The sequence below is a fragment of the Marinovum sp. genome (assembly GCF_048263515.1).
Taxonomy (GTDB): domain Bacteria; phylum Pseudomonadota; class Alphaproteobacteria; order Rhodobacterales; family Rhodobacteraceae; genus Marinovum.
Genome location: NZ_JBLXEC010000005.1, coordinates 35,414 through 57,525, shown reverse-complemented (window position 1 = coordinate 57,525; position 22,112 = coordinate 35,414). Strand labels below are relative to the sequence as shown.

Here is a 22,112-nt window from a genome sequence, read left to right as displayed (position 1 = left end):
GCGCGCCCTCCTCGCGGCAGACATGAAAAACGCCGGGCCAGGGCCCGGCGTTCCTGGTTTCGCTCAGACGTCGAGGCACCAGCGCATCACGGCCTTCTGCGCGTGCAGCCGGTTCTCGGCCTCGTCAAAGACCACCGAATGCGGTCCGTCCATGATTTCCGAGGTGGCCTCTTCCTCGCGGTGCGCCGGCAGGCAATGCATGAAGAGCGCATCGGGCTTGGCATGGGCCATCAGCGCCGCATTCACCTGGTAGGGCCTCAGCATGTTGTGGCGGCGCTCCCGGGAGGACTGGCTGTCATGCATCGACACCCATGTGTCGGTGACCACCAGATCGGCGCCGGTGACCGCAGCGACCGGGTCGCGTTCGATCGAGACGGTCACGCCCTGCTGGCGGGCGAGACCGACGAATTCATCCTCGGGGTCAAGCTGCGCCGGGCCGGTGAAGACCATGTCGAAGCCGAACTGGCCGGCGGCATGCAGGAAGGAGGCGCAGACGTTGTTGCCGTCGCCGGCCCAGACCACCCGCTTGCCCTTGATCGGACCGCGGTGTTCCTCGTAGGTGAGGATGTCGGCTATGATCTGGCAGGGGTGGCTGCGGTCGGTGAGCCCGTTGATCACCGGTACATCGGCATATTCCGCCATCTCGATCAGCACCGATTCATCGAAGGTCCGGATCATGATCAGATCGACATAGCGCGACAGCACCCGGGCGGTGTCGGCAATGGTTTCACCATGGCCGAGCTGCATGTCCTGCCCCGAGAGCACCATGGTCTGGCCGCCCATCTGGCGCACACCGACATCGAAGCTGACGCGGGTGCGGGTCGAGGGTTTCTCGAAGATCAGCGCCACCATCCGGCCCGAGAGCGGCTGTTCATCGTCCGGCGCGCCGCGCGGGCGGCCTTGGCGGGCGGTCTTCATCGCCTGGGCGCTGTCGATGATCCCGCGGAGCGCGGTGGCGTCGGTCTTGTGGATGTCGAGGAAATGATTCATGAAAGTTCGCCTTGTCTGGCGGCAGGAGTGGGGGCCAGCCCCCACACCCCCGGCGGATTTGGAAAGAGAAGAAGCTCAGGTGGCGTCAAGCGAGGCTGCGGCCTTGTCGAGGCGGATGGCGGCTTCGGCGATGTCGTCCTCGGTCAGGGTCAGGGCGGGCAGCAGGCGCACCACGTTGTCGGCGGCGGGCACGGTGATGACCTCGGCCGCGTAGCCTGCGGTGACCAGATCGCCGGGGGCCACGCGACATTTCAGGCCGAGCATCAGGCCCTGGCCGCGGACGCCCTCGAAGACCGTCGGGTGGTTGGCCACCAGGCCTTCGAGTTTCTGGCGCAGCAGGCCGGCCTTGCGGTTGACGCCCTCGAGGAAGGCAGGTGTGCTGACGTGATCCATCACCGCGCAGCCCACCGCGCAGGCCAGAGGGTTGCCACCGTAGGTCGAGCCGTGGCTGCCGGCGGTCATTGGCGCGGCCGCGGCCTCGGTCGCCAGCACCGCGCCCAGGGGGAAGCCGCCGCCGATGCCCTTGGCCACCATCATGATGTCGGGGGTGACGCCGGACCATTCATGGGCGAAAAGCCGGCCGGTGCGGCCCATGCCGCATTGCACCTCGTCGAAGATCAGCAGCAGGCCGTGGTCGTCGCAGAGCGCGCGGAGGCCTTGCAGGAAGGCGTCGGAGGCCGGGCGGATGCCGCCTTCGCCCTGAATGGGCTCGATCAGGATGGCGCCGGTGGTCTCGGTAATCGCCGCCTTGACGGCGTCGAGATCCTCCCACGGAAGCTGGGTGAAGCCCGGCATCAGCGGGCCGAAGCCGGCGGTCATCTTTTCGTTTCCCGAGGCCGCGATAGCGGCGGTGGAGCGGCCGTGGAAACAGCCCTCGAAGGCGAGGAAGCCGGTCTTTTCCGGATGGCCGGTGCCGTGGTGGTAGCGCCGGGCCATCTTGATCGCCAGTTCGGCGCATTCGGTGCCGGAGTTGGTGAAGAACACCGTGTCGGCAAACGTGGCCCCGACCAGCTTCTCGGCCAGCGCCTCCTGCTGCGGGATCTCGTAGAGGTTGGAGACATGCCAGAGCGCCTGGGCCTGTTCGGTCAGCGCCGCCACCAGGGCCGGATGGGCATGGCCCATGACGTTGACGGCAATGCCGCTGCCCAGATCGAGAAATCGGCGCCCGTCCTCTTCGGTCAGCCAGCTGCCTTCGCCCTTGGTGAAGTGCAGTTTTGCCCGGTTGTAGGTTGGCAGGACAGGAGGGATCATGGCGTCATCCTTTGCAAGAAGGCCGATTGGTGCCAAGGGCACGCGGTCAAGTCAAGGTTTTGATGGGGTTATGGAACAGGCAGGCCGGGGCCGCGTGCCGGGGGCACGGGCAGAAGGAGATCAGAAGTCTCGTCGGATCCGGGGTGTCTGTGTCATGCGCGTGGTCTAGGGCGGAAGCCGGGCCGGCGCAAGCGGTCATTGCGCAAAGGGGTCCTGCGGGTAGCCCACCGACATCAGGTAGAGCCCCTGCGGCGGGCAGACCGGGCCGCAGGCGGCGCGGTTGCGGGCCTCGAGCGCGGCCTTGACCTGCTCCGGCGGCCAGGCACCGGAGCCCACCCGTTCCAGCGTGCCGACAAAACTGCGGACCTGGTTGTGCAGGAAGGAGCGCGCGGCGAGGCGGAACTGGTATTCCGGGCCGGCGTCGGTCTCGACCCGGGTAATGTCGAGGCGGTCGAGCGTCTTGACCGGCGAGGCCGCCTGACAGATCGACGAGCGGAAGGTGGTGAAATCGTGGTGGCCCACCAGATGCGCGGCCCCTGCCCGCATGGCGTCCAGATCGAGCGGGCTGTTGACCCGCCAGACCTGCCCCGCCTCCATCGTGCAGGGCGCGCGGCGCGACAGCAGGCGGAAGAGGTAACGCCGTTCCAGTGCAGAGAAACGGGCGTGCCAGTCGTCAGCCACCAGCGCGCAGTCGCGGATCGCGACACGGGCAGGTTTGAGATGATGGTTCAGCGCCTCGGACAGGCGGAAAGGGTCCCAGTCTCTGGCCATGTCGCAATGCGCCACCTGGCCGCGGGCATGCACGCCGGCATCGGTGCGACCGGCAGCGGCGATGGTGTGCTCGCGCGGCTCCAGCCGGGCCAGTGCGGCCTCGATCGCACCCTGCACTGAGGGCTGGTCGGCCTGGCGTTGCCAGCCGACAAACCCGGCCCCGTCATATTCCACTTTCAGCGCGTATCTCGGCATGGACGCGCGTCTACCCCGAGGGGGGCGCTGAAACAATCCCCTTCGCGCCACTGGATAAGCGGGGCTGCGAGGCCTATCCTCTTGAACAGTCAGAACGAGGGGGCAGGTTTGGTCATCAATTCCTTGGCCGATGGTGTGTTGCGCAGCGTCGAAGCGGTGACCGATACGGTCAGCGGTGCGTTTTTCGAACCGGTGATCCGGCTTGGGGTGACCGGGCTGGCGCGATCCGGCAAGACGGTGTTCATCACCTCGCTGGTGGCCAACCTGATGGACCGCGGCCGGATGCCAGGACTGGTGGCCGCCGCCGAAGGCCGCCTGCTCACCGCCTATCTGCAGCCGCAGCCCGACAATACCGTGCCGCGCTTCGACTACGAGGCGCACTTGGGCGCGCTGACCTCGCGCAGCCCGCATTGGCCCGACAGCACGCGGGCGGTCAGCGAATTGCGGCTGTCACTCAAGGTGCAGCCCGGCGGGCTCTTGTCGGGGCTGCAGGGGCCCAAGGTCATTCACCTCGACATCGTCGACTACCCCGGCGAATGGCTGCTCGACCTGGCGCTCTTGGACAAGTCCTACGCCGAATGGTCCGACGAGGTCATCCAGCGGATCAAGGGTCGCGCCGAAGCAGCTGATTTCCTTGCGCTTTCCGAGAACACCGATGGTGCGCTTCCCGCCGACGAGCCCATCGCCAAGGAGCTGGCGGCGCGGTTCACCAGCTATCTCAACGCCGCGCGCGATGCGGGATACTACGACTGCACACCGGGGCGGTTCCTGCTGCCGGGCGATCTGGCCGGTGCGCCGGTGCTGACCTTTGCGCCGCTGCGCCAGCCGGACGAGACCCCGCGCAAGGCGCTCTGGCGCGAGATGGAGCGGCGCTACGAGGCCTACAAGCGCGAGGTGGTGAAGCCGTTCTTTCGCGACCATTTTGCCAGGATCGACCGGCAGGTGGTGCTGGTCGATGCCCTGGGCGCAATCCACAAGGGGCCGCAGGCGGTCGAGGACATGCGCCATGCGATGGCCGATATCCTTTCGGCCTTTCGCCCCGGGCGCAACGATTTCCTCACCCGGCTGCTGATGGGCAAGCGGGTCGAGAAGATCCTCTTTGCCGCCACCAAGGCCGACCATCTGCACCACACCCAGCATCCGCGGCTGACCGCGATCATGGAGGCGCTGACCCGCGAGGCGCGCGACCGGGCGCGTTTTGCCGGCGCGCAGACCGCCGCCATGTCGATTGCCGCCCTGCGCGCCACCACCGAACAGACGCTCGACCACAAGGGTCGCAGCCTCGATTGCGTGCGCGGCGCGCTGCTCGACACCGGCAAGCAGGCGGCGTTCTATCCGGGCGAATTGCCCGAGGACCCGGGCGCCCTGCTCGGCCCTGCCCGCGAAGGCGCCGAGCGCTGGCTCGACGGTGATTTCCAGGCGATGCGCTTTGCGCCGGCGCCACTGACTCTCAAGCCGGGCGATGGCCCGCCGCACATCCGGCTTGACCGGGCCGCGCAATTCCTGATCGGAGACAAGCTGTGACCCATTACATCAGAAACGCCCGTTCCACCGACGCCGGCAAGCTCGCCGCGATCCTGACCGAGGCGATGGACACCCCGCCGTGGAAGCCCAACCTGCACACCGGCGCGCAGGACGTGGCCCATTGCGGCAACATGATCGACAAAGGCTGGGTGCGGGTGGCCGAGGGCGAGGACGGGCGCATCATGGGCTTCATCGCCCGCAATGGCGAAGAGATCGAGTCGCTCTTTGTCGCCGCGCCGGAACGGGGCCACGGCGTTGGCGTGGCGCTGCTGAACGATGCCAAGTCGGCCTGCAAGCGGTTGGAACTCTGGACCTTTCAGCTGAATACCGGGGCGCAGAAGTTCTATGAACGCGAAGGTTTTACCGAGATCAACCGTACTGACGGCGCCACCAACCAGGAGCGTCTGCCGGATGTGCGTTATGCTTGGGAGGCCGAGAAATGAGCAAAGGCCCGGTCCTGATCGAGCTTGACGAGGAGACCCCTTCCCCCGCAGAGGCACCGCCGGTGCCGGAACTGGGCGCGCCCACCCCCAAGGGCCAGGCGATGCAGACCGCGGCGGTGCTGGCGGCCCGGCGGCCGTCGCGGCTGGCACGCTGGTTCTGGGGCCTGCTGGGCGCGGTGATCGGCGCGGCGATCTCGGTCGCGGCCTGGGATTTCGCCTGGGGGCTGATCGAACGGCAGCCGTTGCTGGGCTATGCGGTGACCGCGCTGATCGGCGCGCTGCTGCTGGTCATGGTGCTGATCTCGCTCAAGGAAATCGCAGCCTTCGGCCGGCTGCGGCGGATCGACAAGCTGCGGCTCAGGGCCGATGCGGCGCTGGCCGATGGCGATCTCAAGGCCGCGCGCGCCGTGGCCGCCGAGCTTCTGAGCTTCTACGCCGGGCGCGAGGACACCCGCTGGGGCCGCGACAAGCTGCGCGACGGGATGGAGGATGCCTTTGACGCCGACGCCATGCTGGCCGAGGTCGAGCTCGACCTGCTGTCGCCGCTCGACGCCGCCGCGCGGCGAGAGGTCGAGGCGGCGGCGCGGCAGGTGGCGACGGTAACGGCAGTGGTGCCCCTGGCGCTGGCCGACGTGGTGACCGCGCTGACCGCCAACCTGCGAATGATCCGCCGCATCGCCGAAATCTACGGCGGCCGCTCGGGCACGCTGGGCAGCTGGCGGCTGACCAAAGCGGTGATGGCGCATATCGTGGCCACCGGCGCGGTGGCGGTGGGCGACGACATGCTCGAGCCGATCCTCGGCGGCTCGCTCTTGGGCAAGCTGTCGCGGCGGTTTGGCGAGGGCATGGTCAATGGCGCCCTGACCGCGCGGGTCGGCGTGGCGGCGATGGATGTCTGTCGACCTGTGCCCTTCCTGCGCAAGCCCCCCTCGGTGCGCGGCATCGTGCAGAGCGCCCTGACCGGGCTCTTCAAGTCCGAGCGCTGAGGCATGACCGACCACGGCCACAGCCAGACCGACATCGCCGCGCGGCTGAGCGCCCCGCCCGCCGCCGGCCATCTGCGCGATGCAATCTACGGCGGCATCGACGGCTCGGTCACCACCTTTGCCATCGTCGCCGGCGTCGCCGGTGCCGGGCTTTCGCCCTTTGTCATCGTGGCGCTGGGGCTGGCCAATGTGCTGGCCGACGGGTTTTCCATGGCGGCGGGAAACTACTCGGGCACCAAGGCCGAACTCGACAATGCCCGCCGGCTGCGACAGGTCGAAGAGGATCACCTGCGCCGCTTTCCCGAGGGCGAGCGGCTCGAGTTGAAGGAAATCTTGCGCGCCAAGGGGCTGAGCGGTGCCACGCTCGAGGCCGCGACCGAGGAGATCAGCCGCAACCGCGAGCGCTGGATCGCGATGATGATGGAGGGCGAATACGGCGTCGGCGCGATCGAGCCGCACCCGCTGCGCGCCGCCCTCGTGACCTTTGCCGCCTTTCTCGTGGCCGGGATGATCCCGCTGTTGCCCTTCATCTTCGCCCTGCCGCAGGCCTTTGCGCTCTCGGCGGTGCTGACCTTCGGCATCTTCTTCGGCATCGGCGCGGCCAAGAGCCATTGGTCGCTGGCGAAGTGGTGGGCCTCTGGCGGCGAGACGCTGCTGATCGGCGGCACGGCGGCGAGCATTGCCTATGTCGTCGGCACCTTCTTTGCCGCGTGACGCCGCGCTTGCGGCAAAAACGGCCCGCTGCTAGGCAGGCGCCGAACCAAGGAAAGGCCCCGCCCCATGCGCACCTGCATCGTGACCGGTGAATATCACCTGCCCGGCGAGACCTTCATCAACCGCCATATCCAGCATATCTTCGGCGGCGCTGCGGCGGTGGTCTGCGGGCGCTATCACGGCGAAAACCCCTATGACGTGGCTTACTTCTACCGTCGCGGGCGCGAGACCGGGCTCGGGGACCAACTGCTTATGCCCTTTGCCATGGGGGTGAACCGGCTGAAGCATGGCACCGGGCGGCTGCCCTTCGGGCGCGCCAAGCGCGAGCTGAAGGCCTTTCTCGAAGAGCAGCGGATCGAGGTGATCCTGGCCGAGTTCGGCACACAGGCCTTGGCCGTGGCGCCGCTTGCCAACGAGATGGGCATTCCCTGTTTCAGCTACTTCCGCGGCACCGATGCGTCCAAGGCGCTGAACCAGGGCAATATCCCCGCCGCCTATGCGAAGATGATGCCGCGGTTGGCCGGGGTGTTCTCGGTCTCGCAGTTCCTGCTCGACAACCTCGCCGCGCGCGGCGTGACCCATCCGAATGCGCATGTGATCCCGTCGGGGGTGAATGTGCGGCTGTTTCAGCCGTCCGAGAAGCGGGCGCTGTCCTGCCTCGCGGTGGGTCGGATGGTCGAGAAGAAGGCGCCGCTGGTGACCCTGCGGGCGTTTCTGGCGGCGAGCGAGGAGCTCGAGGGCGCGCATCTCGACGTGATCGGCGACGGGCCGCTTCTCGCGCCTGCGCAGGCGCTCGTCGCGGAGGCCGGGGCGGAGGACAAGGTGACCTTCCACGGGGCGCAGCCGCATGACTTCGTGCGCGAGAAACTGGCGACGACCGAGTTTTTCCTGCAGCATTCGATCACCGCGGCGAATGGCAATACCGAGGGACTGCCAACCGCGATCCAGGAGGCGATGGCCTGTGGTTGCCTGACGGTCTCGACCCGGCATGCGGGGATCCCCGAGGCGGTGGACGAAGGCCGCACCGGCTGGCTGGTCGACGAGCATGACGAGGCCGGGTTTGCCGGGGCGATCCGGGCGGCGATGACGGCCGAGAACCGGGCCGCGATGGCGCGCGAGGCGCGGGAAGTGGCGGAAGAGCGGTTCGACAATCAGAAGCTGCTGGAGAAGCTGGAGCGGGTTATTCGGGAGACTATTGGGCGGTAGTAGTCTTCATGGCTCCACAGCGCGGAATCAAGGCCGCAAGGCCGCCGCGCATCGCCGGCGCGCCCCCAACGCGCTGGCGATTTGTCTGGTCTGGGCGCCTCGCTCGTTCTGCATGCGGGAGTGGCAGGGATAAAGTGCCCTTGACCCTCGGATGGATCGCCACCGCGCGCGCCGGCAATGCGCGGCTTGTGCTTTCTGGCTTGCGGCTTTCAGCGCGTCGGGCCATTCCCATTCCCGACAGCGCGCCGGCACTGCGCGGCTCGCGCCAAGCCTCACACCACCCCCAGCGCCTTTGCCTCCGCCCGCGCGGCCCTCTCCAGCGCCGGATACCGCGCCAGCAGGCTCAGACCCCGCGCGGCAAAGGACACGTGCAGCGCCAGCCAGAGACCGTGGTTGGCCAGAAGCGGCGTCAGCAGCCAGACCGCCGCGAGATAGCAGATCACCGCCAGCACCATCATGTTGCGCATGTCGGCGGACCGGGTGGCGCCGATGAAGATGCCGTCGAGCATGGTCAAGCCGATCTGCATCACCGGCGCCGCGATCATCCAGGGCAGGAAGTCGCGCGCCAACACCCGCACCTCCGGCGCCTTGGTCAGGATGTCGATGAACGCCGGCCCGAAGAGCCAGAACAGCAGCGACAGCACGCAGGCGGTGATCGTGGCCCAGAGCGTCGTCAGCATCGCGCTGCGCCGCAACCGGTCGACGGCGCCGGCGCCAAAGGCCTGGCCCACCAGCGCCTCGGCGGCAAAGGCGAAACCGTCGAGCGCATAACCGGTCACGTAGAGGAACTGCAGCAGCACCTGGTTGGCCGCCAGGGTCTCGTCACCGAAGCGGCCGCCGAACAGCAGGAAGCTGACGAAGATCGCCTGCAGCAGCGCCGAGCGGATCATGATGTCGGCATTGACCGCCGCCATCCGCTTGAGCCGCACCCGGTCGAAGACCCTTGCCCAGTCACGCCAGGACGGGTGGCGGAACGCCGCGCGGCACATCCAGAGACCCATGGCCAGCCCGCTCCATTCGGCGATGAAACTGGCCAGCGCGACGCCGCTGACGCCCCAGCCAAAGCCCAGCACGAAGAGCACGTCGAGCCCCATGTTGGCGCCGTTCATCCAGAGCTGCAGGCCCAGCAGCGCGCGCGACCTCTCCTGCGCGATCAGCCAGCCGGAGATGCCGTAGATCGCGATGGCGGCGGGCGCCGACCAGATGCGGATCTGCATGTAGTCGCGAGCCATGCCCTCGACCTCGGGCGAGGCCGGCGAGACGGCAAAGGCCGCCGGATAGAGCAAGGGCTGCAGCAGGATGAACATCACCCCGCCGGCCAGCCCCACCATCAGAGAGCGGGTGAGCAGCGCCGCCACCTCGGCGCTGTTGCCCTGCCCTGCGGCCTGGGCGGTCAGCCCGGTGGTGCCCATGCGCAGAAAGCCGAAGATCCAGTAGACCGCCGACAGGATGATCGCGCCGACACCGACGGCGGCAATCGGCTCGGCCTCGGGGATCTGGCCGACGACGCCGGTGTCGACCACGCCGATCAGCGGCGTCGTCACCGCCGCCAGCATGATCGGCAGCGAGATCTTCAGGACCCTTGCGTGGGTCAGAGGGGCGGTCTCAGCCACGGGTCGGCATCAGGAAATGCCCCGCGGCCTGGGCATGCGGCCGGTCGCGGTTGTCCTGCCAGGCCTCGGCATGGACGCTGGCATAACGCCGCCCCGACCGGGTGACCTTGGCCCGGGCATAGCTGTCGCGCGGCAGGCCCGAGCGCAGGTAGTCGACGGTGAAATCGATGGTCTTGGGCAGCCGCGGCAGGGCGCCGGCCTCGACCTCTTCCAGCGGCAGCACGCCGCTTTCCATGTCTTCCCAGATATAGGACCAGGACAGGCCGACAATCGCCGTCACCTCGAGAAAGGCCGCCGTCACCCCACCATGCAGAGCCGGCAGCATCGGGTTGCCGATCAGCTTGTCGTCATAGGCCAGCACCGCCGTCAGCTCGTCGCCGCGCCGGTCGAAGGTGATGCCGAGGTACTGGGCATAGGGAATGCCCCCGGCCAGCGCGCGCAGCACCGCGTCGCGGCGGTGCTTGACCTGTTGCAGGGGTTCACGGCGGTTCTGTGACATGGGGGACCTCGGGTTCAGCTCTTGGCGACGGTAAAGGCGCCGGAGGCGGTGGCGACCGGGCGGTCGAAATCCTCGTCGAAGGCGGTGGCGCGGACAAAGGCCACCGAACGGGTGACGTGATAGCACTCCGCCCGCGCGGTGATGGTCTGGCCGGGGGTGGCGGCGCGCATGTAGTCGATCCGCAGGTCGATGGTGGCGGTGGCGCCGGGCACCTTGGGGTGGCTCATCACCGCCGCCCCGCCACAGGTGTCCATCAGCGCCGAGACCGCGCCGCCGTGGATCACCCCGGTCTTGGGATCGCCGATGAAGCGGGTGTCATAGGCCATGGTGATCTCGGCCCGGCCGTCGCCGACCTCGGTGATCTCCATGCCAAGCTCTCGGGAATGCGGGATCGAACCCATGAACTGCTGGGCAAAGGATGTCTTGTCGGTCGCCATGGCCTGTCCTCCAACTGTCATCGATTTATGCGCAGCCCGGCGCACGGGTTGCAAGCGACGAGCGGTCATTGCACCGCCCCGTCTTTGTGCCTAATCTGGCGCCAGATGGCCCGTGGCCCGGAACGGAGCCGCCTTGGGGGGCGGAGTTTCGAGTGAGGCAGGCAGCAGACAACCGGGGGAATGCGGCATGAGCGAGACAAGGCTCAGCTTCAAGGAGATGTGTGCGAAGTTCGACGTCACGCCTCGAACCTTGCGTTATTACGAGTATATCGAACTGCTTTCGCCAGAGCGCGACGGCCGTTCCCGTTACTACGGCCCGCGCGAACTGGCGCGGATGGAACTCATCATGCGCGGGCGGCGCTTCGGCTTTTCGCTGGAGGAATGCCGCCAGTGGCTGATGATCTACGATCACGAGGGCACCAAGGCGCAGATGCGCGTCTTCCTCGAGATGGCCGACCGCCAGATGGCGGCTCTGGCCGAACAGAAAGAGCAGCTCGACGCAGCCATGCGCGAGCTCGGAGACCTGCGCAAAGAGACCGCCGAGACCCTGGGAGAGGATGCCACCGCGGCGCCGACCCCGTCTCAAAGCGATTAGAAAGTTGCGCTGACCCAAGGTGACGCGCAGTGATCTTACGTCACCTTTAGACTGACGTAGCGTTTGAGTTACGTCACCCGATTTTCCCATTGTAGGCAGAAGGTGCGATTTGCAACTGCACCTAGGTCAACAGTGATCAACAGGTGCTATCCATGACTGAACAGACAATGACAATCCGCGAGATGTGCGATGAATTCGAGGTCACACCGAGAACCCTGCGCTTCTATGAAGCCAAGGAACTCCTGTTTCCGAAGCGCGAAGGGCAGAAACGCCTTTTCTCGCGTCGCGACCGGGCCCGGCTCAAGCTCATCCTGCGCGGCAAGAGGTTCGGCTTCTCGCTGGAGGAAATCCGCCAGCTGCTCGATCTCTACGATATCGGCGACCAGCAGCAGACCCAGCTGCGCAAGACCTACGAGCTCGCCAGCAAGCGGCTTGACGATCTTGAAAAGCAGCGTGCCGAACTGGACGCCAACATCAAGGACCTCAAGGACCAGTTGAAGTGGGGCGAAAAGATGATCGCCTCGATGTCCGCCCACAAGAAGGCCGCAGAATAGCGGTCACGTTACACCCCCAGGGAGACCCAGATGCCCAGCTACTCACCGCCTACCAAGGATCTGCAATTCATTCTGCACGAGGTGCTGAACGCGCCGTCGCAGGATGTGCCCGGCTATGACGAGCTGGACGCCGATTTCACCAGCGCGGTGCTGGAAGAGGCCGGCAAGATCGCCCGCGACGTGATCGCGCCGCTCAATGCGGTGGGCGATACCGAGGGCTGTGTTCTGGAGAACGGCGTTGTGCGGACGCCGACGGGGTTCAAACAGGCCTTCGATCAGCTGCGGGAAGGTGGCTGGACTGCGCTTGACTGTGATCCGGAGTATGGTGGGCAGGGGCTGCCATACCTGGTGCAGACCGCGGTGGGCGAAATGCTGACCGCTGCAAACATGGCGTTCCAGATGTATCCCGGTCTGACCCATGGTGCCTATTCCGCCATCCATGCCCATGGCACGGATGAACAGAAGGCAATGTATCTGCCGAAGATGGTGACCTGCGACTGGACCGGCACCATGAACCTGACCGAGCCGCATTGCGGCACCGATCTCGGGCTCATGCGGACCAAGGCAGAGCCGCAGGACGACGGCTCCTATGCGATCACCGGGCAGAAGATCTTCATTTCGGCAGGCGATCATGACCTGTCGGACAACGTGATCCACCTGGTTCTGGCGAAAATCCCCGGCGGGCCGGAGGGGATCAAGGGTGTCTCGCTCTTCATCGTGCCGAAGTTCCTGGTGAACGAAGACGGCAGCCTCGGCGACCGCAACGCCGTCTCGGTCGGCAAGATCGAAGAGAAGATGGGCATCCACGGTAATTCGACCTGCGTGATGAACTACGACGGGGCGAAAGGCTGGCTGCTCGGGACCGAGCACAAGGGCATGCGGGCGATGTTCACCATGATGAACGAAGCGCGCATCGCCGTGGGCCTGCAGGGCCTGGGCCAGGCCGCGATGGCCTATGACAACGCGCTGGAATATGCCCGCGACCGGCTGCAGGGCCGCGCGGTGACCGGGGCGGAAAACCCCGACGGCCCGGCCGATCCGCTGATCGTGCACCCGGACATCCGCCGCAACCTGCTGGACCAGAAGAGCTTTGTCGAAGGCGCGCGGGCCTTCGGCCTCTGGGGTGCCAACCTGATCGACCGGGCGCACCGCAACCAGGATCCGCAGGCCGAGGGGCTGATCTCGCTGCTGACGCCGGTGATCAAGGGCTTCCTGACCGACAAGGGTTTCGAGAGCACCGTGGCGGCGCAGCAGGTCTATGGCGGCCACGGCTACATCGAGGAATGGGGCATGTCGCAGTTTGCCCGCGACGCCCGGATCGCGATGATCTACGAAGGCGCCAACGGCGTTCAGGCGCTCGACCTGGTCGGCCGCAAGCTGGCGCAGGACGGCGGCAAGCACGTCATGGGCTTCTTCGATCTGGTCAAGAGCTTCTGCAAGGAGAACGCCGAGGTCGAGGGCATGGCCGAGTTCATCGAACCGCTGAAATCGGCCTCCAAGGACCTGCAGTCGGCCGGCATGTTCTTCATGCAGCAGGGCATGAAGAACCCCAATGCGGCGCTGGCGGGGTCGTACGATTTCATGCACCTCTTCGGCCAGGTCTGCCTCGGGCTGATGTGGGCGCGGATGGCCAAGGCCTCGCTGACGGCGCTGGCCTCGGGCACGGCGGACCCGACCTTCCACGAGACCAAGCTGGCCACCGGGCGCTACTACATGGCGCGGCAGCTGCCGATGACCAAGGCGCACCTGGCGCGGATCGAGAGCGGCGCGGAGCCGGTGATGGGACTGGCGGCCGAGAACTTCTGAAAATACGGTGGGGGGAAACCCCCACCCTACCCCTCAGACGCAAGGACCGCCCGATGCCCAAACGCTTTCGCCTCACCCGCCGGTTCAACGCGGCGATGACCGAAGACGGCTACCGCCGGCTGCGCCGCTTTGCCGATGCCGCCGGTCTCGACGAAGGCGAGGCGCTGTCCTTTGTCTTCGAGCATTTCGACAGCATCACCGACGACGAGGCGCTGACCCACAGGCTGCGGCTCTTCAACTCGGACCTGGATGCGCGGAAGCGATGAGGGGGAGGCCTGGTGACACCGGTTTGCGCCTCGGCGTCAGATGTCACGCGGGTGCGGACCGGGCGCAGAAGGGCGTATTTGGAAAGAGAAGAAACACGAAAGGTTGGTCCACCCCGTCACCCGGCCTTGCCAGAAGACGGACCACAGGCGGGGCGACAGGGCTTCTCCTCTTGCGGTCATCGGCTCGCCAGCCTGTACCGCGAGGTCAAGTCTCGCGCATGAACGTTAACAGCGGGTTACCGCCCCCCTGCTTCTTCTCTTTGAAAAATTCGCCAGTGCTCCGCCAGCCAGGGGCGATCAGATCAGGAACGATTGCATGACGATGAAACTCTACTGCTTCGGCGAATCCGGCAATGCCTACAAGGCCGCCATCGCGCTGGAATTCTCCGGTCTCGACTGGGAGCCGGTCTATGTCGATTTCTTCAACGGCGCGGCCCGGACGCCGGAATACCGCGAGCAGGTAAATGCCATGGGCGAGGTGCCGGTGCTGGTCGATGGCGATACGCGGCTCAGCCAGTCCGGGGTGATCCAGAGTTATGTCACCGAAAAGACCGGCAAGTTCGGCGGCACCACGCCGGAGGAAAGGCGCGAGGTGCTGCGCTGGGTGCTTTGGGACAATCACAAGATGTCCGGCCAGAACGGCCCGCTGCGGTTCCTGATGAACTTCCTGCCCGAGGACAAGCGCCCGGCCCAGGTGATCGGCTTCATGCAGGGCCGGCTCAACGCCGCCTATGCCGTGCTGAACAGCCATCTCGAAGGCCGCGACTGGATTGTCGGTGACGGCGTCACCAATGCCGATCTGAGCTGCTGCGGCTATCTCTTCTACCCCGAGCCCTTTGGCTTCGAGCGGGCCGACTGGCCCCATATCGACGCCTGGCTCACCCGGATTTCCGAGACACCGGGGTGGAAACACCCCTACGACCTGATGCCCGGCTCGCCAGCCGACCGGGCCACCTGAGGAGGACACGATGACCGACGCCTATATCTACGACGCCCTGCGCAGTCCGCGCGGCAAGGGCCGCAAGGACGGCTCCCTGCACGAGGTCACCAGCCTGCGGCTCTCGGCGCAGATTCTGAACGCCGTCATGGAGCGCAACAATCTCGAAGGCCATGCCGTCGAGGACGTAATCTGGGGCAATGTCACGCAAGTGGGCGAACAGGGCGGCTGCCTGGCCCGGTCGGCCGTTCTGGCCTCGGATCTCGACGAGCGCATTCCCGGCCTCTCGATCAACCGCTTCTGCGCCTCGGGCATGGAGGCGGTGAACCTCGCCGCCAACCAGGTGCGCGGCGGCGCCGGTCAGGCCTATATCGCCGGCGGGGTCGAGATGATGGGCCGCGTGCCGATGGGCAGCGATGGCGCGGCCATCGCCGTCGATCCGAGCCTCGCAATGGAGAGCTACTTCGTGCCGCAGGGCATCTCGGCCGATATCATCGCCACCGAATACGGCTTTTCCCGCGATGACGCCGACCAGCTGGCCGTGGAAAGCCAGAAGCGCGCTGCCACCGCCTGGGAGGACAAGCGGTTCGACAAGTCGATCGTCACCGTGCGTGACGTCAATGGTCTGCCGATCCTCGACCGCGACGAATACATGCGCCCCGGCACCGACATGCAGAGCCTTGGCGGGCTCAAGCCGGCCTTCAAGGACATGGGCGAGACCATGCCGGGCTTTGACGCCGTGGCACTGATGAAATACCCGCATCTCGAGCGGATCAACCACATCCACCACGCCGGCAACTCCTCTGGCATCGTCGATGGCGCCGCCGCCGTGCTGATCGGCAACAAGGCATTCGGCGAGGCGCATGGTCTGAAACCCCGCGCCCGCATTCGCGCCACCGCCAAGATCGGCACCGATCCGACGATCATGCTGACCGGCCCGGTGCCGGTGACCGAGAAAATCCTCGCAGACAGCGGCATGAGCATTTCCGACATCGACCTGTTCGAGGTCAACGAGGCCTTTGCAAGCGTGGTGCTGCGCTTCATGCAGGCCTTCGACGTCGATCATGACAAGGTCAACGTCAACGGCGGCTCGATTGCCATGGGCCACCCGCTGGGGGCCACCGGCGCGATCATCATCGGCACACTGCTCGACGAGCTGGAGCGCAGCGGCAAGGGCACCGGCCTTGCCACGCTCTGCATCGCGTCCGGCATGGGCGCGGCAACGATCATCGAGCGGGTCTGAGCGACGTGCATGGCATTGTCTCGAATGTGGCAACATCTCGGCAAGGATTTCAGTGCACACTGGAGTCCTGCCCTGATGCCCCGCCGGAGGTGATCGCCGTGCCTGACAATCTCATGACCCAGGCGGCCAGCGCCGATGTCCCGCGACATTCCGCTGGCCCCAACTCCGGACAGACGGGCGTGCCAAAGCACTGTCAGCCGCAGCGTGCCGAGCGTGCCGAGACCGCCTTTGCCAGGCTGTCGCGGGATCTCTCGAAGGCGCTGGTCGGCGGTGACTTCGAGCTGTACCGCAGCCTCTTCCGGCTGCCGGTCAGGATCGAGCGTCGCGATGGCCCGCCCTATTCCCTGACCACCGCCGCGGCGCTGGAGCGTGACTTTGCGCTTTATGTCTCGGCGCTGCAGGTGCACCGGGTGACCGACATCGACCGCAATGTCGTGGCCCTGGAGGCTCTGTCGGAGGATCGGTGCGAGGTCACGGTGGTGACCCTGCTCCTTGGCCACGGCGGGCTCGCCGTGGATCCCTTTCACACCCAGTTTGTCCTGCGTCGCGACGATGCAGGCTGGCGGATCGGCGAAATCCGATCCTCGCTGGGGCATATCAACTGGTCCCTGGGCAAAGCCACCATCGAAGGCCGGCGTTTCCGCCCGACGCCCCCGGACCACAAGCAGACCTGAAACCTGGAGATCCCGATGACCGAATTTACCATGCGCACCGGCGAGGATGGCGTCGCCCTCATCGAATGGGACGTGCCCGAGAAAAGCATGAACGTGCTGTCGCTCGAAGGGCTGGCCGAGCTCGACCGCCATATCGACGCGGCGCTCGCCGATGATGCCGTCAAGGGCGTGGTCATCACCTCGGCCAAGCCGGATTTCGCCGGCGGGATGGATCTCAACGTGATTGCCAAGATGAAGGAGAGCGCCGGCGACGATCCGGCGCGCGGGCTCTTCGAGGGCACGATGCAGATGCACGCCATCCTGCGCAAGATCGAGCGCGGCGGCATGGACGACAAGAACAAGGGCGGCAAACCCATCGCCGCCGCCCTGCCCGGCACCGCGCTGGGCATCGGCCTGGAGATCCCGCTGGCCTGCCACCGGGTCTTTGCCGCCGACAATCCCAAGGCCAAGATCGGCCTGCCCGAGATCATGGTGGGCATCTTCCCCGGCGCCGGCGGCACCACCCGGCTGGTGCGCAAGATGGGCGCCATGGCGGCCTCGCCCTTCCTGCTGGAGGGCAAGCTCAGCGACCCCAAGAAAGCCAAGATGGCCGGCCTGATCGACGAGGTGGTGGACGATCCGGTCGCCGCGGCCCGCGACTGGGTGCTGTCAGAGCCGAAGTTCGTCAAACCCTGGGATGAAAAAGGCTACAAGATCCCCGGCGGCGCGCCCTATCACCCGGCCGGATTCATGACCTTCGTCGGCGCCTCTGCCATGGTCAACGGCAAGACCAAGGGCGTCTACCCGGCGGCCAAGGCGCTGCTCTCGGCGGTCTATGAAGGCGCGCTGGTGCCCTTTGACACCGCGCTCAAGGTCGAGGCGCGCTGGTTCACCAACGTGCTGATGAACCCCTCGTCGGCGGCGATGATCCGGTCGCTCTTCATCAACAAGCAGGCGCTGGAAAAAGGCGCCAACCGCCCAGAGGCCCCCGACCAGCGGGTCAGGAAAGTGGGCGTGCTCGGCGCCGGCATGATGGGCGCCGGCATCACCCTGGTCTCGGCCATGGCCGGCATCGAAGTGGTGCTGATCGACCAGAAGCAGGAGGCCGCGGACCGCGGCAAATCCTATACCGCCGACTACATGGACAAGGGCATCAAGCGCAAGAAGGCCACCGAAGAGAAGAAACAGGCTGCCCTGTCGCTGATCACCGCGACAACTGACTATGCCGCACTGGAAGGCTGCGACCTGATCATCGAGGCGGTCTTCGAGGACCCCAAGATCAAGGCCGAGGTCACGGCCCAAGTCGAAGCCGTCATCGGCGAGGACTGCATCTTTGCCTCGAACACCTCGACCCTGCCGATCAGCCAGTTGGCCAAGGCCAGCAAGCGGCCGGAACAGTTCATCGGCATCCACTTCTTCTCGCCGGTCGAGAAGATGATGCTGGTCGAGATCATCAAGGGCCGCGAGACTGGCGATCGCGCCGTCGCCAAGGCGCTGGATTACGTCCGCCAGATCCGCAAGACCCCCATCGTGGTCAACGACGCCCGCTTCTTCTACGCCAACCGTTGCATCATCCCCTACATCAACGAGGGCATGCGCATGGTGAAGGAAGGCGTCTCGCCGGCACTGGTCGAGAATGCCGCCAAGATGGTCGGCATGCCGCTCGGCCCGCTGCAATTGGTGGACGAGACCTCGATCGACCTCGGCGCCAAGATCGCCCGTGCCACCAAGGCGGCGATGGGTGATAGCTATCCCGACGGTGATGTCGACGAGATCATCTTCTGGATGGAGGGTGAGGGCCGTCTCGGCCGCAAGGCCGGCAAGGGCTTCTACGACTATGACAACGCCGGCAAGCGGCAGGGCCTGTCGGACGCGGTCAAGGCGCAATACCCGCAGGCCGAGGACCAGCCCGACCTGATCGAGGTCCAGCACCGCCTGCTCTTTGCCCAGGTGCTTGAAGCGGTGCGCGCGCTCGAGGAAGGCGTGCTCGAGGACATCCGCGAAGGCGACGTCGGCGCCATCCTCGGCTGGGGCTTCGCGCCCTGGTCCGGCGGTCCGTTCAGCTGGCTCGACATGATCGGCACGCCGTACGCCGCCGAACGCTGCGACCAGCTGGCTGCCGCCCATGGCGCCCGCTTTGCCTGCCCCGACCTGCTGCGCGAGATGGCCGACAAGACCCAGAGCTTCTACAAACGCTTCGCCCTCGAAGCCAGGGCCGCCTGACCCGCCATCTGCGATGCCCACACCACGGGGCGGACCTCACAAGGCCCGCCCCTGTTGCTCCCCATCCCGGGCGACCACTGCGCTCACCGCCGCCAGCGTCTCACCACCCCAGCACTTCTTCTGTTCGAAAATACCCTCGGGGGTCTGGGGGCAGAGCCCCCAGCGCCTGCGTGGCGTGAACGCAAACCAACCTGCGCGCATCAGCGCCCCGCCGGATCACCGCCGATACAGCCGCATCTGCTTCTTCATCTCGGCATGCACCTGGCCGAAGCTGTCAAAGCCCTGCGCCGTCAGCATCTCCAGCATCTTCACGAAAACCCGCGCCGTGGCCAGGGTATCGCCCATGGCGGTATGACGGTCGGCCTCGGGGATGGTGACGCCGAGACGGGCGCAGAGCGCGTCGAGCGTGTGATCCTCGGTAATGCCGAAGAGCACCGCCGACAGCAGCACGGTGTCCAGCACCGGGTTGTCAAAGTCGCGGCCGATATCGTCGGCGTGCTTGTGAAAGAACGCGATGTCGAAGGGCGCGTTATGCGCCACCAGCACCGCGCCCTTGGAAAAATCATGCAGCCTGCGGCCGGCCACGGCGATATCGGGGGCGCCCTCGACCATTTCGCCGGTGATGCCATGCACCTTGGTCGAGCTCTCGGGGATCGGCCGGCCGGGATCGACCAGGGTGTCGAGCTGTTCCTCGGTCAGAAGCCGCCCGCCCACCACGCGCAGCGCCGCGATCTGCACGATCTCGTCGCCGTGGCTGGGCAGAAGCCCGGTGGTCTCGGTGTCGAAGACCACATAGGTCAGATCGCCCAGCGCCGTGTCGGCCAGCGGTGCCACACGGGATTTCTCGAAGAGCGAGAAATCGTAGACCGCGCCGCGCAGCAAGGGATCGCCGGTCTCCTCGACCCGGGGCAGCGGCAGGCAGAGCCGCGCCCGGCCCGTGCCTGCGGGCTCGGGCCAGACATCGCTGGCGTGTCGCGCCAGCACCAGCCGGCCGGTCAGTTCCGGCTGCGCGGCATCGAGCGGATCGGCCAGCCAGGCCTCCAGCTCTGAAAGCGGCACCGGCGCGCCGGACGTCTCCAGCGTCAAGAGCGCCTCGTCCGGCCCGGCCCCGGTGCCCAGCGCCACGGCCACTTCGTCACCAGAGCGCGCCGCCAACCTGCCGGCCAGATGCGCCGCGAGGCTGACGATCATGAACCCGTCGCAGAGCACCGCCAGCGGCACATGTTCGGCGCCGAAGCGCACCCCGTCGCCGCGCAGCCGCGCCCTCAGGCTGTCCATCAGGTCGCGCGCGGCGATCTCGGCGCGCGGCCACCAGCCCTCGGTGATCTCGTTGTAGCGCGTGCCGAAGGTGTCGACCGCCTGCGCCAGATCGCGGGTCTCCTGCTGGAAGGCCTGTTCCACCGGGTCGCCGCCGGCGCTGCGCAACCGGCTCAGGGTGTCGAGGTTGGCCGCCTTGCGGCGCATGTCCTCGATCATCTCTGACAACAGCGTCTCGCGCTCGGCATGCAGGCGGATGTCGGCGGTGACGTCGCGCAGGGTCAGCGCATAGCCGCCTGTGCGCGCCGCGCCATGGTCGACCAGCCGCATGGTGGCGGTGAACATCGCCCGACCATCCGGCGTGGCGGCAAGGAACTGCGTCTCCCGCCGCCTCGCGCCGACCTGGCTGAGCCGTTCGTAGGCGTCAAGCAACGGGCCCTCGCGCAGGCAGGCGGTCACCGGCTGGTCGAGCCGCGGCGCATTGCTGTCCTGCAGCAGATCGCGGGCCACGGTGTTGTAGAAGACGACGGTGTGCTCGGCCGAACAGAGCAGGATGCCGGCGTTCACATCCGCCAGCAGCGCCGCCAGGCGCGCCTTTTCCTCGGCCAGCCGCGTGGTTTCGCGCTCGATGGCCAGGGCGAGATCGCTGCGGGTGGCCGAGAGCCGCTCGGCGATGGCCTGGGCGGCGGGGGCCAGGTCGCCCAGGTGACGCGCGGTCTCCGGCGCCGGCAGCTGCGCCTCCTCGGCATGGGCCAGCACCCGCATCTGCGCCGCCAGCGCCTGCATCGGCCGGGCCAGGTTCTCGTCGAACAGCCGCCAGATCCAGGTGACCAGCCCCAGTACGGCAAAGCCCGCCGCGGCCCCGCCCAGCACGTAGCCCGCCGGATCGGGGCGCGGCGTGGCGCGGGCATAGCCCAGCCAGAGCCCGCCGGCGATCAGCCCGAGGCTGGCCAGCGCCAGCAGGGCAAAGAACAGAAACACCCGCAACCGCAGGCTCATCCGGGCGAGGTCGGGCATCACGCCTCCCGCGGGCTGGCCAGCAGCGCCGAGACCTGGGCCTGCAGTTCCGACATCTCGAAAGGTTTCGACATGAAGCCGTCGGCCCCCAGCGCCAGCGCCTTGCGCCGCTCGATATCGGCGCCCCGCGCGGTCAGGATCAGCACCCTTGTGGCATCGAGCGCCCGGCTGGCGCGGATGTGCTGGCAGACCTCGTAGCCGGAAGCGCCCGGCAAAGTCACGTCGAGCAGCACCAGATCGGGGGCCAGGCCCACCACCTCGCTCAGTGCGCGGTGGCCGTCGTCGATATGGGTCACCTTGTGGCCCATCTTCTCGATCAGGAACTTCAGCGCCAATGCGATGTTCTGCTCGTCCTCCACCAGCAGGATGCGCGCGCCCTCGCTTGCCTCTGTCATCTCCCCCTCCCCCTTTTGCGCTAGCTGCAGGCCGCCTGGATCAGCGGGTCCTCGGCGCTCATGTCCTCCCAGCGGTCGCTGACCATGGCGCCGCTGTCGGCATAGCTCACCTGGTCGAGCCGAGCCTGCGCCGGGCGGGCGCAATCGACGGCGATCTTGACGCCCACGGCGCTGCGCCAGCGCTCCATCAGGTAGAGATCGGCGATGCGCTGCTGCGGCACCTCTTGGTTGCGCTGGATCGAATTGGTGTCGAGCGCGGCAAAGCGCGGCACCACCGGCAGCGCATAGGTCCAGGGCCGGTACCAGTCGCGGCTCTCGCTTGCGGCCACCACCACGACGCCCTCGGGCAGTTGCGCCTGGCTGCGGGGGAACCAGTTGTATTCGTTCCAGACCGAAAAGCCGATCATCGCCACCGCCGCCGCGCCCACCGTCCAGGATCGCGGAATGCGCCCCTTGGTCATCCGGCTGAGGAGGTAGAGCAGGCCGCCGCCGGCGAACCCGGCGAACATCGTGGCAAGAAGTTCATAGAACATGTGG

22 protein-coding genes are annotated in these 22,112 nt (G+C 66.9%); 13 read left to right on the top strand and 9 right to left on the bottom strand.

Annotation, left to right across the window (positions count from 1 at the left end; all coding sequences use genetic code 11):
* Positions 1-63 precede the first annotated feature (63 nt).
* The 3 genes from argF to truA form a co-directional block, all read right to left on the bottom strand.
* Entirely contained in the window at positions 64-990 is a 927-nt protein-coding gene (argF, locus tag ACN0SE_RS06730) for an ornithine carbamoyltransferase (RefSeq protein ID WP_417523738.1), read from the bottom strand.
* 75 nt (positions 991-1,065) lie between these two features.
* Positions 1,066-2,241, bottom strand: coding sequence for an aspartate aminotransferase family protein (locus ACN0SE_RS06725; protein ID WP_417523737.1), 1,176 nt, complete (start codon positions 2,239-2,241; stop codon positions 1,066-1,068).
* A gap of 195 nt (positions 2,242-2,436) precedes the next feature.
* The gene (truA, locus tag ACN0SE_RS06720; RefSeq protein ID WP_417523736.1) at positions 2,437-3,207 is read right to left on the bottom strand and encodes a tRNA pseudouridine(38-40) synthase TruA; all 771 of its coding nucleotides are present in this window, start codon (positions 3,205-3,207) and stop codon (positions 2,437-2,439) included.
* A 108-nt stretch (positions 3,208-3,315) separates the two neighbouring features.
* Here truA and ACN0SE_RS06715 point away from each other — a divergent pair, with 108 nt between their 5' ends.
* The 5 genes from ACN0SE_RS06715 (at position 3,316) to ACN0SE_RS06695 (ending at position 8,080) form a co-directional block, all read left to right on the top strand.
* Positions 3,316-4,731 carry a YcjX family protein gene (locus ACN0SE_RS06715; protein ID WP_417523735.1) on the top strand — a complete coding sequence of 472 codons (1,416 nt, stop codon included), beginning with the start codon at positions 3,316-3,318 and terminating at the stop codon, positions 4,729-4,731.
* The gene (locus ACN0SE_RS06710) at positions 4,728-5,174 is read left to right on the top strand and encodes a GNAT family N-acetyltransferase (protein ID WP_417523734.1); all 447 of its coding nucleotides are present in this window, start codon (positions 4,728-4,730) and stop codon (positions 5,172-5,174) included. Before ACN0SE_RS06715 ends, ACN0SE_RS06710 begins: the two co-directional genes overlap by 4 nt.
* A complete protein-coding gene (locus ACN0SE_RS06705; RefSeq protein ID WP_417523733.1) occupies positions 5,171-6,160 on the top strand; it encodes a YcjF family protein in 990 nt (329 codons plus the stop codon). Before ACN0SE_RS06710 ends, ACN0SE_RS06705 begins: the two co-directional genes overlap by 4 nt.
* A gap of 3 nt (positions 6,161-6,163) precedes the next feature.
* Positions 6,164-6,874 carry a VIT1/CCC1 transporter family protein gene (locus ACN0SE_RS06700; protein ID WP_417523732.1) on the top strand — a complete coding sequence of 237 codons (711 nt, stop codon included), beginning with the start codon at positions 6,164-6,166 and terminating at the stop codon, positions 6,872-6,874.
* 66 nt (positions 6,875-6,940) lie between these two features.
* Positions 6,941-8,080, top strand: a complete 1,140-nt coding sequence (locus ACN0SE_RS06695) for a glycosyltransferase family 4 protein (RefSeq protein WP_417523731.1) — start codon at positions 6,941-6,943, stop codon at positions 8,078-8,080.
* A 272-nt stretch (positions 8,081-8,352) separates the two neighbouring features.
* On the opposite strand, the gene ACN0SE_RS06690 is transcribed toward ACN0SE_RS06695, so the two are convergent.
* Genes ACN0SE_RS06690 through ACN0SE_RS06680 form a run of 3 tightly spaced genes read right to left on the bottom strand, consistent with a single transcriptional unit; the run spans position 8,353 to position 10,629 of the window.
* On the bottom strand, positions 8,353-9,636 hold the full coding sequence (locus ACN0SE_RS06690) for an MATE family efflux transporter (RefSeq protein ID WP_417523897.1): 1,284 nt from the start codon (positions 9,634-9,636) through the stop codon (positions 8,353-8,355).
* 49 nt (positions 9,637-9,685) lie between these two features.
* Entirely contained in the window at positions 9,686-10,192 is a 507-nt protein-coding gene (locus tag ACN0SE_RS06685; protein WP_417523730.1) for a PaaI family thioesterase, read from the bottom strand.
* Positions 10,193-10,206: 14 nt separating this feature from the next.
* Positions 10,207-10,629 (bottom strand): PaaI family thioesterase, encoded by a 423-nt coding sequence (locus ACN0SE_RS06680; protein WP_417523729.1) that lies wholly within the window; start codon positions 10,627-10,629, stop codon positions 10,207-10,209.
* A gap of 187 nt (positions 10,630-10,816) precedes the next feature.
* On the opposite strand from ACN0SE_RS06680, the gene ACN0SE_RS06675 reads away from it, so the two are divergent.
* From ACN0SE_RS06675 to ACN0SE_RS06640, 8 genes are all read left to right on the top strand, one after another.
* Positions 10,817-11,224 carry a MerR family transcriptional regulator gene (locus ACN0SE_RS06675; RefSeq protein ID WP_417523728.1) on the top strand — a complete coding sequence of 136 codons (408 nt, stop codon included), beginning with the start codon at positions 10,817-10,819 and terminating at the stop codon, positions 11,222-11,224.
* A gap of 152 nt (positions 11,225-11,376) precedes the next feature.
* Entirely contained in the window at positions 11,377-11,778 is a 402-nt protein-coding gene (locus ACN0SE_RS06670; protein WP_417523727.1) for a MerR family transcriptional regulator, read from the top strand.
* 30 nt (positions 11,779-11,808) lie between these two features.
* Positions 11,809-13,584 carry an acyl-CoA dehydrogenase C-terminal domain-containing protein gene (locus ACN0SE_RS06665; protein ID WP_417523726.1) on the top strand — a complete coding sequence of 592 codons (1,776 nt, stop codon included), beginning with the start codon at positions 11,809-11,811 and terminating at the stop codon, positions 13,582-13,584.
* 53 nt (positions 13,585-13,637) lie between these two features.
* Positions 13,638-13,850 (top strand): hypothetical protein, encoded by a 213-nt coding sequence (locus ACN0SE_RS06660; protein ID WP_417523725.1) that lies wholly within the window; start codon positions 13,638-13,640, stop codon positions 13,848-13,850.
* 316 nt (positions 13,851-14,166) lie between these two features.
* Entirely contained in the window at positions 14,167-14,808 is a 642-nt protein-coding gene (locus ACN0SE_RS06655) for a glutathione S-transferase family protein (protein WP_417523724.1), read from the top strand.
* Between the two features lie 10 nt (positions 14,809-14,818).
* Positions 14,819-16,030 (top strand): acetyl-CoA C-acetyltransferase, encoded by a 1,212-nt coding sequence (locus ACN0SE_RS06650; RefSeq protein WP_417523723.1) that lies wholly within the window; start codon positions 14,819-14,821, stop codon positions 16,028-16,030.
* 98 nt (positions 16,031-16,128) lie between these two features.
* The gene (locus ACN0SE_RS06645) at positions 16,129-16,704 is read left to right on the top strand and encodes a hypothetical protein (protein ID WP_417523722.1); all 576 of its coding nucleotides are present in this window, start codon (positions 16,129-16,131) and stop codon (positions 16,702-16,704) included.
* 15 nt (positions 16,705-16,719) lie between these two features.
* A complete protein-coding gene (locus ACN0SE_RS06640; protein WP_417523721.1) occupies positions 16,720-18,906 on the top strand; it encodes a 3-hydroxyacyl-CoA dehydrogenase NAD-binding domain-containing protein in 2,187 nt (728 codons plus the stop codon).
* A gap of 216 nt (positions 18,907-19,122) precedes the next feature.
* Here ACN0SE_RS06640 and ACN0SE_RS06635 read toward each other — a convergent pair whose 3' ends face one another.
* From ACN0SE_RS06635 to ACN0SE_RS06625, 3 genes are read right to left on the bottom strand one after another with little or no spacing between them, the layout of a single operon-like run.
* Positions 19,123-21,180 carry an exonuclease domain-containing protein gene (locus ACN0SE_RS06635; protein ID WP_417523720.1) on the bottom strand — a complete coding sequence of 686 codons (2,058 nt, stop codon included), beginning with the start codon at positions 21,178-21,180 and terminating at the stop codon, positions 19,123-19,125.
* On the bottom strand, positions 21,180-21,575 hold the full coding sequence (locus tag ACN0SE_RS06630; protein ID WP_417523719.1) for a response regulator transcription factor: 396 nt from the start codon (positions 21,573-21,575) through the stop codon (positions 21,180-21,182). The genes ACN0SE_RS06635 and ACN0SE_RS06630 overlap by 1 nt, the downstream gene beginning before the upstream one ends.
* 20 nt (positions 21,576-21,595) lie before the next feature.
* Entirely contained in the window at positions 21,596-22,108 is a 513-nt protein-coding gene (locus tag ACN0SE_RS06625) for a hypothetical protein (protein ID WP_417523718.1), read from the bottom strand.
* Positions 22,109-22,112 lie beyond the last annotated feature (4 nt).